We start from the raw sequence: 15,418 nt of genomic DNA on the forward strand, positions 1-15,418 counted from the left end.
ATTTTAACCATTTACATATCGCGAAGCAACGAAGCATCTAAATACGCTTTTCCCAAATATCCACTACAGAGCACAGGACGTGCAAGGATTTCATATGTTTTGGGATACTCTGGTGCATCTTCAGACCAGACTTCAAATGAATCGAACTCTTCCTTCGAAATCTGATGAAACTCTGAAGTGTCGGTTATACCTGTTAACATCTCAAATACATAAATATCATCGCTAAATTTTCCTACAGACTGATATTGACCTGTTTTCATACGTACATAGTCGGTGTATCGGATACTCATCGTTTTCACCCATTCTTTAATTAAATAGCAGTATAGGATATACGTACCCCATATTTTAGTAGGTATTATACACTGATTTAGTTTACGCATACAAATGAACACAACATTACTACAATATCAGTGGTTGTACTTGGATAAGTATTTACATCAATCTTCCACCAACGAATGAACGTTTACTTACATCTACCCTTATGCAAGATACTTATTCCACCGTACACAAAATAAAACTGCGCTATGGATGCGCAGTTTTACGGATTATTTTGGCGTAACAGTTGTAAGTCCTTGTTGTCGCCGTAACCTCATTCTGGAAATCACGACTTCTATGACGAGCAGATTAGGAATCCAACAAAGCCAAGCGACAACCCGAAACGCTGCCTCGAAATCGCCAAGCAGAAAAATCAACGGTGCTAACAAGATGCGAAGCGTAACCGCCGAAAACGTCAGTGCATAACTACGAAGCATCCATACTTTATGAGCTTGGATGTCTTTGACCAGAATTTTTCTCGTTGCCATAAACGTAGTCGCCACCCAGAGTACATCGAGCGACATGAACCCAAGCGAGGAAATCCAACCTCCTGTCGCAAAAATAGATAAATACACATTCACGATCCCACTCACTGTAATCGAAAGAACATATGCATATCCTAATAGGCGATGCCAACGTTTTCTGCCATTAGTTGGCTTTATAAATAATTGAAAGGGTCCTATAATCAAAGCAAATATCGCGGTAAAAATATGGGTGTATAGCACGTATATCCATGGTTGAAGTTCAAAATTCGGTTTTTGCAATTTGAACGAGACAAGCCCAGCATTACTAGCGTTGAGAAAGCCATACTGCACAATAGCATATCCGGCAATCGAAATTGCGAGAATGAACACAAGTCCCCTAATTATTTTATTTCCCATCTGAATGACCCTCCTCTGTTGTTGTATGCCCATTAAGCCTGTCGCTCCAACTAATACACGCATTTTCAAAAAGCTTCTTTCCTATCGGTAGGATATTTACTCTAAGTATAGGCGATTGAATACTGCGGTCTTTGCCTTTTCTGTCGGAGTCTTTGCCTAATTCAACAGATTCCGCCGCTTCATAAAGAAAAATCCGCTAGGCTCCATGCCTGCGGAAATTGAAAATAAGTATTTACGTATGCGTTTTACTTCAACTGCTACTGTTCCTGGCGCCACCTTATGATATCTCTAGTTGGCGGGCTTTTTTTAGTAAGAATAATAATTCTAGCCTATTTGGCAGTCGCTATCTGTGCGACATTTCTCCAAAGTTCACCCTACTTATGATACGGCTCCCCGCGATTAATCTTCACCGCCCGATACACCTGCTCCACGAGCACCAACCTCATCAACTGATGTGGTAACGTCATCCGTCCAAAGCATAACTTCTGTTGCGCCCTTTTCAATACCTCGTCCCCAAGCCCATGACTCCCACCGATCACAAACACCACATGACTGCTACCATACGTCCCTAGCCGATCCAGTTCACTTGCTAGATCTTCCGAACTCCATAGCTTCCCGTCTAATGTCAACGCAATCACATGCGCATCTAGCTTGATCTGAGATAGTATCCGTTCGCCTTCTTTGTCTTTCACAATCCGTACTTCGGCATCGCTTAACGTATCCGGTGCTTTTTCATCGTTCACTTCAATCGTCTGGAATTTGATATAGGGCGTTAATCTTTTGCTATATTCGGCGATTCCTTGTACTAGGTATTTTTCTTTTAATTTGCCGACCCCAATAATCTGTATATGCATAACGTTCTCCTTTGACTATCCTTTGGCTGATCGTGAGCCTGTTTACTGTTAAGTGTACACTATCTAGCCCTGGGCAAGCATCCCCCTTAAGAAATAGACATTGCGGGTACAAGCGTTTCCCACTGTTCTTTGTTCACCTTTCCAATGAAGCGATACACCGGTTGGTAATATCCTTTCGAATCATAGTTATATGCAAGCTCATATTTCTCAACAGTTAGCACGTCGCCTTTCTTCAGATGATTATACATATAGAAATCCCCTTGAAGGATGTACGCATATGCTTGTGCCGGACTTATTACGTCTACTTTACGTACATACTCATTCTTATTCATCGCATCAAATAAATCACGAGGCGCCTGCTGATCAGCAGCAGAAGGTATAATCATAATCATGCCGTCGGCAAAATCCTTTTCGTCCTTTGCAACAGCATCCACTGATTTTTGGATATCCCATCTCAGCGTATTCTCGTTCTGTATGCTAAATACGGTATCAGCAGGCAACATATCATTGTCCAGCATCCATTTTTCGTAGAACTCTCTTTGCGTTGTTAGTTCTTCCTTACTAAGCTTAACCTCTTCACCACTCGCATTATACAACTGCCATACACCATCCTGCACGTTATAGTTGAACATATACGAGTTGCCGTTACTATCGGTAAATGACCATATTCGATTCATTCCATCCACTCGTTTTCCTTGCTTCTGCTGAAGATGGAAAGATGGTTGAATAAGCGCAGTGATATGCTTACCATACTCCAGATTATAAATCCTATGATTAACATAGAGTGAAACTGGCTCCGCCTTCTCTGGAAGCTTGGTAGCTATATTAACTTCGACCCCATCCATATTCTGCTTGATTGCTGGTCGAATTGAGAGATTACCCAACTCTTTTGCCTGATAGACAGCTAACGCACCGGTAAACAATAGAACAAACGCTATGGGAATGCACAGCGCAAGCCCTGTCGATTTGAAGTCTAGCTTTCGCTGATTCACACTGGTTAGAATAGCCTGCATGATCAAGTAGCCTGCTATACTGCCTAGTGTGTTGTGAAAAATATCGTCTAACTCAAAAATACCCCTTTTGCTAAGCACCTGAGTCAACTCAATACCAATAGTTACGATTAGAGAAATCACTAGCACAGGAGTAAAACGCCGCGTTCGAATGCTCAGCAGTGGCAGTAAAAATCCAAGTGGCATAAACATCATCATATTAAAAATAATGAGTTGAAGCTCGCTGAGAGACCATTGATTCCACGCACTCAGATAGCCGCTAAACAGTCGAAAATTCACCCATCCCTCAAAGTTTTCCCCTCTGCTGAATGTAGTTAACATCATAACCAAGCCAAACCACATAATGAGCAAATAACCTGCGGTAAACTGTGTGACTGAGAACTTTCTCTTGCCACCTCTTTTTCGATATAGAACATAAAAAAAGAAGGTAACGCCTAAAAGCACTAACGCTATAATGATTACCTTTGGTAGAAGTGGTAACAGCGCGCCAAGTATCCCTTGAATATCCATGTGTGTACTCCCTTCATTTTGGCTGTATGAATAATACGTTTTGCCACAAGGAAGACACTGCTTACTCGTATTTTGTAACAACGTGTACAAAAAAATGACTAGATGCTTCCGTACTACCGTGATCACAGCTAGCGATCCAGTACGGTAGCTGGTAGTCTTTATTTTGAAAAATGAAGTATACACGTAAGTACATTCATCTAGAGCAACTTCAATTCATATCCAAAATAAAAAAAGCCTATTCCGCAAAGAATAAGGCTTCTAATTTCGAACATTTCAGAGCTGTATAGTCTGTTGATGATACAAAGCGAAGATTTCAATCCGTAAAATGGATTCATGTTTCTGATATTAGTAAATTTATTTTAGTTTAGTTAAAGTTGTACTGTTAATCATCTTCATGGGGCATTTGGGCTCTATACAAAATGTCGTACTTAAGACTTTCTAATACAAGAAACAATACTTATAATCATTAATCATTTGTATACGCATAACGTTTTCCTTTAGATATCCTTTTGCTACTTATATGTATAGGCTGATTATTCTACTCATCTGAATACTCGGATAAATTGAAAACTCCCCGCACGCTAACTGTATCTCAGTCGGCATGCAGGGAGCACTTATGAAGCCATCTTTTCTTTTATCGGCATTTAGTAATAGGTTGTGAATACCTTTTTAAAATAATAATGGATTTATTTCCTTTTTGTTCCATATATCTATTTTAATGCTTTGACGACTAATGCCGCATATGCTCGTGCACCGGATGGATTCAAATGGACACCATCTGGAGCAAAATAGGAATCTTGTCCAGCACTGGCGGAATACCAGTCGATAATTGTAATGCGTGAATCTTCTGCGGCGGCATCACTGAGTGCCTGATTGACTACACTTTCCCATGGGCGAGGAACACGTGTATTCACTACAATAATTTTCTTCACACTATCGCTTTTCAGATCAGCGAGCAGATCGTCTAGTTGCTCTTTGGTAAATGATCCATTCGTTCCAAGTTCTAAGATCACTTTGTGACCCAGTTGTCCGTTACGTGAAAGCTGTTGGACGACTGCTGATGCTTCGGTTAACTGTCTACCAATTTTGCCATCGATTACAATGCCAGGCATCGCTTCGCTCAAATAAGGAGCGACATCTAACATCACAGAATCGCCGATTGCGCTGATACCTTTGCCAGAAATGGTATCAACTTCTGTCGTTTTAACCGGTTCTTTATGCGTAGAATTTGATTTTTTTTCTTCAGTACCTGTTTTACTAGTTTCTGTTGTTGGTTGCTTACTTTCTGGTGAATCTTCTGTAGTTGCTGTTGAACTTTCTTTGGACGGATCGGTTGAATCTCCTGTAGCGGATGATTCTGGATTGGTATGATCCGTTGTTGCTGAATGAGAAGATACATTTTTAGGCGCAGGTGTGATCACCGTTGCTGAAGGTTGCGCTGCATGTTGTGCGATAGCTGTATCTTCATTATTAGAGATAAGATGACTGATTGCTGTTGAAGCTAGGACGAATACGACCAGAATGACAGCTCCATGCAACCATACTCTAGATCCCATATGCTGTAACCGATATTTGAGACGAATACTGCGGAAGCCGTTGTATCGAATCGGTTGTTCTATATATCGCCACGATAACTCTGCAAGGGCTAGACTGACGGCTACTTGTACAATACTTTTGATAATCGAAGGTTCTGTTGTACTGATCTGTGAAGTCGAGAGTGTGATCACCGGGAAATGCCACAGATACAGTCCATAAGATCTTTTACCTAACCAGCGTAAAGGCTTGCATCCGAGCACAATCGCAAGGCGACTTGCTGGATGAGCCAATGTGGCAATCAGTAGTGCTGTGATGATGGCGATCAGCACCATTCCACCACGATATAGAAATGGCTGATATTCATTCGTATGCCAGATCATCCAGCCCAGTACGAATAACGTCACGACACCGACAACATCCAATACGGTACGTGCTTGAGAAGAGACGCGAGCTTTGAGCTTGGCACTTGGCCATACAATCGCAAGCGCCGCTCCGATCAATAGTGCAAAGATACGTGTATCTGTTCCATAGTAGACACGACTAGGATCGCTACCCGGTTCATATAATACAGCCATTAACAGTGCTGAGATTGCAGCTAGACTCAGAATCCAACCTGCTAGATTGACACGTTTCGGTAGGAATTTCAGCCCTAATGCAAGTAGCAATGGCCAGATTAGATAGAATTGTTCTTCGACAGCCAGCGACCACAGATGACCGAGTGGTGAAGCCGGGCCGAAGCTTTCAAAATACGATACTTTATGGAAAATAAACCACCAGTTGCTGACATAAAATAATGCCGCAGGTACATCTCCAGCCAGTGCTGGCAGACGTGAATGATCTACGACCAGACACCATAATACGACCAAGATGATCATTGCGAACATAGCAGGTAATAAGCGTCTTGCGCGTCTAATCCAGAAGTCGACTAGATCGAATCGATGATGACGTTCCCATTGCCCTGCAAGAATATCTGTGATGAGATAACCGGATAATACAAAAAATATACCGACACCTAGTAATCCACCGGGCGCCCAATCTATATTAAGGTGATACAATACTACTGCCATTACAGCAAAAGCACGTAACCCATCCAGTCCTGACATGTAACGGTGCTGTTGAAGCGGTTTAGACATGACGTAACCGCCCCTTATGTAAAAGTGCCCAGATGTTATTCATTTCTTCTACCCTTTCTGTACATGTTCCTCATTTATTTACCCATTTTCTATTCTTTTATTATATAGAAGTACGCTATTCAGAGAATCTCAGCAAAGTTAAAAAATAATGACAGTAACGTCAAAATATAAAATGTTATGCCTCATATAAAAAGCACATACACTCTGTTCAGACCAAAGGAAATAAGGAACCGCGCTTACGGTTCCTCCCCCTTTTGATCCGTTCATGATCTGTACGTGCTGGTTAGAATGCCTGTTAGTTATAAATTCATGATTACATTCACTTTATTTCTCTCTATACAACGCCATTTCATGAATACCTAAGTCACTGTATAATAGTTGCGATCTTGTTACCTGCTCTGGTTAGACCACCAAAAATTCAGCATGTTGTTCGCAATAACTACATTTTGCAGGCGGGTCCCAGTCCGAAAATTCGGTCTCTTTTAGATCGACAACATCCGGTGCTTCTTCCAATTCATCTACGAATTCTTCCAATGCTTTTTCAATGTGTTCTTTACATACGACATACATCAATAGGGTCAAGCTCCTTTACTGGTTCAATATCTATATCGGCAAGTAGATCAATCAGGCTTGGACAGAAGTTGAAGAGTAATATCCTTCTTCACGCCATCCCGATAATAGGTGATCTCAAGCGAATCACCGACTTTCTTATGATTATACAAATACTTGCGTAAATCAAGTGTAGAAGTGATTTTTTGTTGATCCAACTGCACGATAATATCATCGGCAAGTATCCCTGCTTCTTTGGCAGGTCCACTAGCTTCGACGACAATAATGCCATCGGTTACCCCTTTCGGTAACTCTGGCTTTTTGTAATCTTTTTCTTGTTCATCGAACAAACGATATGCGTTTTTATTATCAAAGTCTGTTGTATATACGCCCAGGTATGGACGGCTAATTTTACCATTTTTAATCAAAAGATCGACATTCTTCATGACTTCATTGATCGGAATTGCAAATCCCAGTCCTTCGACACCGGTATCCGAGATTTTCATCGTATTGATGCCGATCACTTGTCCGTTCAAATTGACCAATGCTCCGCCACTATTGCCTTCATTGATCGCGGCATCGGTCTGAATCACATTTTGTTCCCAATCATACGTACCGTCTTGATTAAGCGATACTGGAATCAGACGATTGTTGTAGCTAATAATTCCTGATGTCATCGTACCATTAAATCCTAGTGGATTGCCAATAGCCATCACAGTCTCGCCTAATTGAAGCTGATCCGAGTTGCCTAATTGAGCGATCGTATCGATATTTTTACTGCTAATCGACAGCACAGCAATATCGCTTATAAAGTCTGTACCTACAACAGTCGCCGCTAATGTGGTTCCATCGCTTAGCACTGTTTTGACTTGATCTGCGTCTTGAATGACATGATTATTGGTGACGATATAAGCTTTACTGCCTTCTTTGCGGAAAATAACGCCTGATCCAAGTGCAGACTCATTCAATGTAGACGACTCATCTTGATAATTCACAATACTCACCATCGCCGGACGTACTTCATTAGCGACATGAATTAACTGTTCATATGGATTACCGTCTGTTTGTTGAGTCGTTGTAGGAACGATACTGCTAGCGACAACAGAAGAAGAGGAGTTGGTGCTATACCATCCGAATAAGCTGATGATCGCTATTACTGTTACTGCACTACTGATCGAGCTAATCGCTATTACTTTAATCGTAGATGACGATCTGGAACGTCCAGCTAAGGAACGATTTCGATAAGATGAAAATGGCACAGACATTTTACGTTTGGATCGCCGTGATACTTTGGTGTTGTAGAAATCATCATCAAATAAGCTCATGCTGATCGCCCCTTTGCTTGTCTATGCTAATCAGATTAATTATATGATTTCAATTTTACCAAAAATAACCATTTTCTGAAACTGAATTTATTTGTCGCTTATAATATCCCATGGTGTTGGACGATCATAATATGTTTCACATAGCTTAAATTCGTGATCTTTATAAAAGCAGCCTCTACTCTCCATTGCATCACGTACTGTTAGCTTGGCAAGTTCCATCATATTGTGATCTCGACTCAAGTGAGCAAGATAAGTACGCTTGGTTTTGCGTGTAAGTAGTTCACTTAATGCTTCGCCTGCTGCATCATTCGATAAGTGACCGATATCGCTAAGAATCCGTCGTTTGGTATTCCATGGATATCTGCCCATCCGTAGCATTTCAATATCATGATTAGCTTCAAGCACTAATACATCAGAACCGGCAATACTTTGCATGACTTTATCGCTTACATATCCAAGATCGGTAGCCAGACTTAACTTTTCATCCCCATCTGTAAAAAAATAACCTACAGGCTCTGCCGCATCATGCGAGATCCCGAACGATTCAATCCGCATCGAACCGAAGGTAAGATGATCGCCTGTTTGCATAATTTGTTTTTGCTCTGGTGACAATTTGCCGATCGAACGTTCCATCGCGCCCCATGTTTTTTCATTTGCATAGATCGGTAATTCGTATTTTCGAGCAACAGCTCCTAATCCTTTAATATGATCAGAATGTTCATGTGTAATCAGAATTCCATGAATCTGTTCACCGGTAAGATCACGTTCTTGTAATAATTCACCGATTCGACGTGCACTCAATCCAGCATCGATCAGGATGGTTGCATCTTTATTTTGAACAATAGTCGCATTGCCTGTTGATCCACTTGATAAGACTGTAAACTGTATTCCCATGTGTCTACTCTACTCCTTATTTTCTGCCGCTGGAGGAACAATCACTTCTCCATTTATTGCTTGTACATAATAAAAAGCTCCACTATCTAGAGCAATACGCCATACCGGTACAGCGAGCTGATGCGTACTATCCAGTGTCTGCCCGTAAAAGCCGAGCGCTATATCTTTCACTACCGAACTTTCGGGTATTTCTTTTTCAATTAAGCTTCCAAGAGCATTCGATGCAGAGATAATTTCTTGCTTCGGTTGATCTTGATTGGCACTTACTGTCCATTGAGGCTCTGTATACGAAGTAATCTTCTGATTACTATAATACAACTGTAAATTCATATTAAATAGAGGAAGATCACTATTAATAAGCGGATGAAGCATAAATACACTTTCTTCGCTCACTAACGGATCATACCGATAATTTTCGATATCAGGAATTTCGTCTGCTAATTGATTACGTAATTCGTCTTCATTAAAGATTAATTGACTATCGACAGAGCTTTTCAGCTTAATCGGAGTCTCTATAACATCTTGCCCGTTATACTGGTAAATGATTTTGGACAAAATAGGTGTGTCTCTTGGAATCTGTGCGGTGACCTGAATATGTTTCTCTTCCATCGCTTGCTGCGCGTTATCGCTTAAAGAGGTAAAGTCCAGATTGGATTGGGCTTGATCACGTACATCCACCCACAACTGGTATCCCAGTAAAACGTTTAGCAATAAAAAAGCACAGATCAGTACGCTTTTTGCTCTTCCCCAATCCATCGTGGACCTCCCAAATCATGTTCATTTTTTCATACTTGTATTCGTATTGCTTGAGTTCAGTACAATACTTTTGCCATCTTGCAATTTAACCATCCATACCGGACTCAGCACAATCACTCCATTACCAAGTGTAGGACGATATGCTGGATAAATATTACGAATCATCTGATCAGCAGGAATCTGTGCTTTGATCAAGTTCTGTAATGCTTTGCCGCCCGGTAATGATATCACTTTGGCTCGTGTAATATTCGATTCATTGATTGGCGGATTGTTAGTACCGGTATACAACATCGAACGTTCATAAGAAGATACTGTGCCATGCTCCATTACAAGCTTCATATAGCCGAATTTTAATTTGTCGGTATCTACAATCGGATACGACTGAATATACTGGCGGAAAATAAACTCTTTATCATCATTTGTGTTATTATCCATCATCAGCATATAGGATCCCGGCCATCCACCATGTTGATTAACAAAATCGATCGCAGATAATACATTATCCGAAACATTGTTCGTTCCTGTTGTTGGTGCTGTCGGATCGGTATAGGTCATCCATTTCTGCTTGGTATCGACCTGTAGACTGCGCTTGCTATCGGTATAAATTTCGGTTCCATTTTCTTCATTAATATTACGTGTTGCTCCTGGATCAAAAAACAGATTACGCTGCATCTGTTCTGTTGTATACATTTCAAGCTTAAGTGTCAGTGATTGAATATTCAGCGCTGTCTGCGGAATATAATAACCATCTGTTTGATAAAGGTAATTGATCGAATCTGTACTCATTATCATCATCTGCTGAATATCTGTATTCGTCCATGCCATATCTGTGGCTTCATAGACTACATCTCCACTAGCACTAAAAAAGAAAGCGCGTGGTTTGGTACTGTTCGTTGTGTTATAGATCCAGATTCGGTTAACAGTATCGCCTTCAAATAACGAGTCTGGACTAATATCCAGTGTGCGTTCCAACAGACTTACAGGGATTCCGCTACTGAATGTCATTTCTAACCCGGCATCATTACGAATTTCATTCCAATTAACCGTCTGCACTGATAATCGTCTAAACTGGCTAAAATTGCTACCTTTTAGACGGCTATAGATCGCATTGTAATTCGATGATGCTGGATAGAATACCGTGTGTTTATTATTTTTAAGATGCACAATCATCTGATCTGGAAAAATAGTATTTTCAATCGTAGTCCGTGGCCCCATATCTTCAGTCTGCACATAGCTAGCTTCCGAATTAGCCACCGAATCTGCTCCAGGCATTCGGTAAATCAGGTAATAACTCTGTACCAGACTGACTACGATTAAGCCTACAAGTAAGATGGATTTGATATTTTCTCTCAATGTACTCCATCTCCTTCTTCATGCAAAGGTAGCGTAACAGTGACTTTGGTCCATTGCCCGAACTCTGATTCAAGGGAAATATGACCTTCATGAGCAAGCACCATTTCCCGGGCAATAGAAAGTCCGAGTCCGGTTCCTCCCATATTGCGAGAACGTGCTTTGTCTACTCGATAAAAGCGTTCGAATATCCGATCCAAGTCTTGCTTCGGAATCCCGATACCTGTATCGGTAACCGTTATCGCAACCATACCATCTTCTGTACTATAAGCACCCAGTGTCACTTTACCACCATCCGGTGTGTATTTTAACGAATTAGAGACTAGATTATCGAGTACTTGATCCATATGATCTCGATCTATCCATACACTGCCGACATCAATATCCAGATCAGTAGCCGATTGAATATCTTTTTGCTGCATTTGTACAGAAAAGCGATCAATCGTATCTTCTAACAGCTCTCGCACATCCGTACGCTGCTTGCGTAACATCGCTTCGCTAGAATCTAAGCGTGATAAATGAAGCAAGTCAGTGACTAGCCGAATCATACGTTGCGTTTCATTTTGGATTACACCGATAAATCGTTCTGCCAGCGCACGTTCTTCTAGCGCTCCATCTTCCAATGCTTCCGTGTAACTTTTAATCGTAGTCAGCGGAGTACGTAATTCATGCGATACATTGGCTACGAATTCACGCCGAGCGCCTTCTAACTTTTCTTGCTCTGTTACATCTTGCAATACGGCAATAATACCGGTAATGCTTTCTTTACGGCGATGGATCGGGCTAAAGGTAACACGTACAATCGAAGAATTACCTTCATATTCTTCGCCTAATTTGAGCACTGTACGGCGAAGTGTGCCGTTTAACAATTTGGTACGTTCATTTTCAGGCAGGTGCAAAAGGTCTGCTAACTCTTTACCTACAATCTCTTCTTCACTAACATTCATCATCGTTCCAGCAACTCGATTAAGTAAAATAACGCGACCTTGTTCGTCTGTAGCTACAACGCCATCACTCATATTTTTCAATATCGAAGCCAGTTTATCTTTTTCTTCTTCATTCTGCGCAAGTGCATCTCGCAAACGACTGGTCATATAATTAAATGCTTCACTTAGCTGACCGATCTCATCATCGCTATAAACAGTCATCTGATGATCAAAATTCCCCTCTGCTACTTCTTTGGCTCGGCGGGTCATTTCTTTGATCGGTTGTGTGATCGTATGTGCTAGAATCACTCCAAGCACAGCTGTTAAAGCGAGCGCAATCAAAATACCGGACAAGAAAATACCATTGATACGCTTCATCGTGCTGTACAATTCTTTCATAGAAGCAACAATATAGACAGCACCTACTGTTTTGCCACCGCTAATTACTGGCTTGGCAACAACACGCTTGCGCTCTCCTGTCTCATCAATAATATATTCTTCATTATCGCTTATTCCTTGTAATGCACGACTAACTACGGTTTGTGTATTACGACGACCTTCCAGATCGGCACCTGATTGTAAGGAGGAAATAACGACCCGACCACTGATATCCAGTACCTGAATTTCTTGAATCTCTGTGCCACTCATATTGTATAGATTATCAACCATCAACTTTAGATCATTGATCGCATTAGAACCTGCTTCACCACTACCCGACCATTTATCTGCTGCAAGTACCGATAGCAATTCAGCACGTTCTTGTAGATCCTGTGTAAAATTACTGGTTAACGAGTTTTTCATCGCGCTCACAAAATAGACGCCAATCAACTGCATCGCAATCAAAATAAGCAGTACATAAATAATAATCAGCCGTGCTTGAATCGTACGGCTGAACCCTGGAAGCAACGGAAATCTGCGCTTCACGTTATAGTCCTCCTGATTTTGGACTACGCATCATATAACCAAGACCACGACGCGTTAAAATGTATTCGGGCTTACTGGGATCGTCTTCGATCTTTTCACGTAATCGACGAATCGTAACATCGACTGTACGGACATCGCCAAAATATTCGAATCCCCAGACAGCTTGAAGCAAATGCTCACGCGTCATGACGCGACCTGCATTTTTCGCCATATAATACACCAATTCATACTCTCGGTGTGTCAGATCAAGCGGTTGATTTTCTTTATAGACCATATACATATCTGTATCAATAAATAGCTCTAACAATCGAAGCCCTTTTTTCTCTTCTTCTTTGGCAGCTGGTGCAGTTGGTACTGCTGTTAATTTCTGCTGACGACGAATCTGTGCTTTGACACGTGCTAACAATTCGCGCGTGCTAAATGGCTTGGTGACATAATCATCTGCGCCGAGTTCCAATCCTAACACTTTATCAATCTCAGCATCTTTAGCAGTTAACATAATAATAGGCATATGCATACGTGTACGTATTTCGCGGCATACATCCATCCCGTCTTTTCCTGGCAACATCAGATCCAATAAGATTAAGTCCGGTTCTTCTGCAAATGCTAATTCAACAGCCGTTACTCCATCAAATGCACAGATGACTTCATAACCTTCTTTTTCCAAATTAAATTTCAATATATCTGCGATCGGTTGTTCATCATCGACAACCAGAATTTTCCCTTGCATCTGTATTATTCACCCCATGCCTGCCTGTTATGGTTTTATTTTAACATATCCCTTTACTCCACGACATCATCAGTACTATGCAATTTCAATAGATATATACAAAAATACAGCTTCTATATCAAAAGTATATAGAAGCTGTATAGAATTCTACTATTCGATTTATGGTAAGTATCCTAGTGGATTCTGAATCGCACCACCACTGTGTACTTCAAAGTGTAAATGAGTTCCTGTGGAATGCCCTGTATTGCCCATTACACCGATATGTTGTCCTTGCTCGACAATAGCGCCTGTACTGGTATCAATCTGGCTTAAATGTCCGTATAACGTCTCATAGCCATTGTTATGATTAATAATAATGACATTACCATAACCGGTCATTGTTCCTGCATAGCTGACGACACCATCATCTGCTGCCATAACAGAAGAACTACCGACAAGATCGATCCCTTTATGTGTCTTGCCCCATCGTTGTCCAAAAGGACTGGTTACACTTGCTCCAGATACCGGCCAGATCAAATTACCTGATCCTTCCCCTTGTACTACTTTGGTTCCTTTAATGATTACTTTAGGCGATGATTTCTTCGTCACCTCTTGACCTAACCATTCTTCACGTAACATCTGACCGTTTTGTTTGGTTACCCGATAATCGATCCGTTTAAGTCCTGTACTTCCTTGAGCTACCACTTTGGACTCACCTTCACGCATACTATCGCTTTTCCGAATCTCTACAGAAGGTTCTGTCACAATCTGCTCGGAATAATCTTCAAATGTAGTGACTGTAATCGGTGGTTGCGGAACCGTTAATGTTAATTCATCACCGATCTGCATCGCCATTTCATCAATTTTGGGATTATTCGCAAAAATCTCTTCTTGAGTAATATCATGATCTGATGCTATCGAACTGATCGTATCACCTTCACGTACCACATAGGTTGTTGGTGATTCTACACCTGTTGTCATGACTTTCGCTAACTGTGTACTGCTTAACAATTTATTAGGATTGGCTTTAATTTCGCCAGTAGATACTTTTTGCTTTAATGTCACCGATTCTAAGCCTGTGACTTGTTTTGGATAAGCTTTAGTAGATGTTTTGGTAGAAGCTTTAGCCGATTCTGCTTTTTTTGTATACTTTTCTTTCACTTGTTCTAGGGCAGCATCGATCACTTTCTGGTCTTTAACAATGCCAATCACTTTGCCATCAACATTCACTTCTACACTTTTAGCATATGCAGTAAGCATACCATCCAGTGTTTTGAGTGTGTTTGCAGAATTGACCTGTGCTTTATAAGCACGTTCTTCTGTAGTTGTAATACCATTGGTATTCAGTACCATCGTCGCTTTTGGATACTTCTTCTGATATGCTGCCCGCTTCGTTGTAAATAACTGCTGTAATTCTTCCTTATGCAAAATCGTACCGATAGCCTGTCCTTTGACAGATACCACATAATACGGAATCGTATTTGCTGTTACATAATGATTGCCTGCCCAAATAAGCCCGCCAACTACTACCAGACCTCCAGCAGCAATCATCAGACGACGACGCATTTTATTTTTCCCCTTGCGGATCGAATCGACTGTAATGGTATACCATGCTGATGGCGCTTCTGATTGATCGGTTGATTGCTGTTCGTTCTGCACTTCTAACTGTGGATCACGCGGCTGATCTTGCTTGGACGTGTTCCCCATCCCCAGTTTGCTTCTAAACCCTTTCATGACCGTCTCCTT

13 protein-coding genes are annotated in these 15,418 nt (G+C 41.2%); all 13 read right to left on the reverse strand.

From position 1 onward, the window contains the following. Positions 1-11 precede the first annotated feature (11 nt). Positions 12-290, reverse strand: a complete 279-nt coding sequence (locus QE450_RS20030) for a hypothetical protein (protein ID WP_307301649.1) — start codon at positions 288-290, stop codon at positions 12-14. Between the two features lie 255 nt (positions 291-545). After that, on the reverse strand, positions 546-1,196 hold the full coding sequence (locus QE450_RS20035; protein ID WP_307301651.1) for a DUF2306 domain-containing protein: 651 nt from the start codon (positions 1,194-1,196) through the stop codon (positions 546-548). Positions 1,197-1,570: 374 nt separating this feature from the next. Then, a complete protein-coding gene (gene rlmH / locus QE450_RS20040) occupies positions 1,571-2,050 on the reverse strand; it encodes a 23S rRNA (pseudouridine(1915)-N(3))-methyltransferase RlmH (protein WP_307301653.1) in 480 nt (159 codons plus the stop codon). A gap of 86 nt (positions 2,051-2,136) precedes the next feature. Beyond that, positions 2,137-3,570 (reverse strand): VanZ family protein, encoded by a 1,434-nt coding sequence (locus QE450_RS20045; protein ID WP_307301655.1) that lies wholly within the window; start codon positions 3,568-3,570, stop codon positions 2,137-2,139. 710 nt (positions 3,571-4,280) lie between these two features. Continuing rightward, positions 4,281-6,239, reverse strand: coding sequence for an acyltransferase family protein (locus tag QE450_RS20050; protein WP_307301657.1), 1,959 nt, complete (start codon positions 6,237-6,239; stop codon positions 4,281-4,283). Positions 6,240-6,641: 402 nt separating this feature from the next. After that, positions 6,642-6,809: a CxxH/CxxC protein gene (locus tag QE450_RS20055; RefSeq protein ID WP_069326412.1), complete on the reverse strand. Its 168-nt coding sequence runs from the start codon at positions 6,807-6,809 to the stop codon at positions 6,642-6,644. A gap of 50 nt (positions 6,810-6,859) precedes the next feature. Beyond that, on the reverse strand, positions 6,860-8,113 hold the full coding sequence (locus tag QE450_RS20060; RefSeq protein WP_307301659.1) for a S1C family serine protease: 1,254 nt from the start codon (positions 8,111-8,113) through the stop codon (positions 6,860-6,862). 87 nt (positions 8,114-8,200) lie between these two features. Beyond that, positions 8,201-9,007, reverse strand: coding sequence for an MBL fold metallo-hydrolase (locus tag QE450_RS20065; RefSeq protein ID WP_204825770.1), 807 nt, complete (start codon positions 9,005-9,007; stop codon positions 8,201-8,203). Between the two features lie 9 nt (positions 9,008-9,016). Then, positions 9,017-9,718, reverse strand: a complete 702-nt coding sequence (yycI, locus tag QE450_RS20070) for a two-component system regulatory protein YycI (protein ID WP_373462055.1) — start codon at positions 9,716-9,718, stop codon at positions 9,017-9,019. A gap of 66 nt (positions 9,719-9,784) precedes the next feature. Then, on the reverse strand, positions 9,785-11,116 hold the full coding sequence (locus tag QE450_RS20075) for a YycH family regulatory protein (protein WP_301262514.1): 1,332 nt from the start codon (positions 11,114-11,116) through the stop codon (positions 9,785-9,787). Then, complete coding sequence (gene walK, locus QE450_RS20080; RefSeq protein ID WP_273614277.1) at positions 11,113-12,963, reverse strand: cell wall metabolism sensor histidine kinase WalK; 1,851 nt, start codon at positions 12,961-12,963, stop codon at positions 11,113-11,115. Before walK ends, QE450_RS20075 begins: the two co-directional genes overlap by 4 nt. A gap of 1 nt (position 12,964) precedes the next feature. Beyond that, positions 12,965-13,693, reverse strand: a complete 729-nt coding sequence (gene yycF / locus QE450_RS20085) for a response regulator YycF (protein ID WP_273614278.1) — start codon at positions 13,691-13,693, stop codon at positions 12,965-12,967. Between the two features lie 159 nt (positions 13,694-13,852). Further along, the gene (locus QE450_RS20090) at positions 13,853-15,406 is read right to left on the reverse strand and encodes a M23 family metallopeptidase (RefSeq protein WP_307301665.1); all 1,554 of its coding nucleotides are present in this window, start codon (positions 15,404-15,406) and stop codon (positions 13,853-13,855) included. Between the last annotated feature and the right edge of the window lie 12 nt (positions 15,407-15,418).

Source organism: Paenibacillus sp. SORGH_AS_0306 (assembly GCF_030819345.1).
GTDB lineage: Bacteria > Bacillota > Bacilli > Paenibacillales > Paenibacillaceae > Saccharibacillus > Saccharibacillus kyungheensis.

Coding starts and splice junctions, on each gene's coding strand:
- QE450_RS20030 (WP_307301649.1), bottom strand. CDS start 290: ATGAGTATCCGATACACCGACTATGTACGTATGAAAACAGGTCAATAT.
- QE450_RS20035 (WP_307301651.1), bottom strand. CDS start 1,196: ATGGGAAATAAAATAATTAGGGGACTTGTGTTCATTCTCGCAATTTCG.
- rlmH (WP_307301653.1), bottom strand. CDS start 2,050: ATGCATATACAGATTATTGGGGTCGGCAAATTAAAAGAAAAATACCTA.
- QE450_RS20045 (WP_307301655.1), bottom strand. CDS start 3,570: ATGGATATTCAAGGGATACTTGGCGCGCTGTTACCACTTCTACCAAAG.
- QE450_RS20050 (WP_307301657.1), bottom strand. CDS start 6,239: ATGTCTAAACCGCTTCAACAGCACCGTTACATGTCAGGACTGGATGGG.
- QE450_RS20055 (WP_069326412.1), bottom strand. CDS start 6,809: ATGTATGTCGTATGTAAAGAACACATTGAAAAAGCATTGGAAGAATTC.
- QE450_RS20060 (WP_307301659.1), bottom strand. CDS start 8,113: ATGAGCTTATTTGATGATGATTTCTACAACACCAAAGTATCACGGCGA.
- QE450_RS20065 (WP_204825770.1), bottom strand. CDS start 9,007: ATGGGAATACAGTTTACAGTCTTATCAAGTGGATCAACAGGCAATGCG.
- yycF (WP_273614278.1), bottom strand. CDS start 13,693: ATGCAAGGGAAAATTCTGGTTGTCGATGATGAACAACCGATCGCAGAT.
- QE450_RS20090 (WP_307301665.1), bottom strand. CDS start 15,406: ATGAAAGGGTTTAGAAGCAAACTGGGGATGGGGAACACGTCCAAGCAA.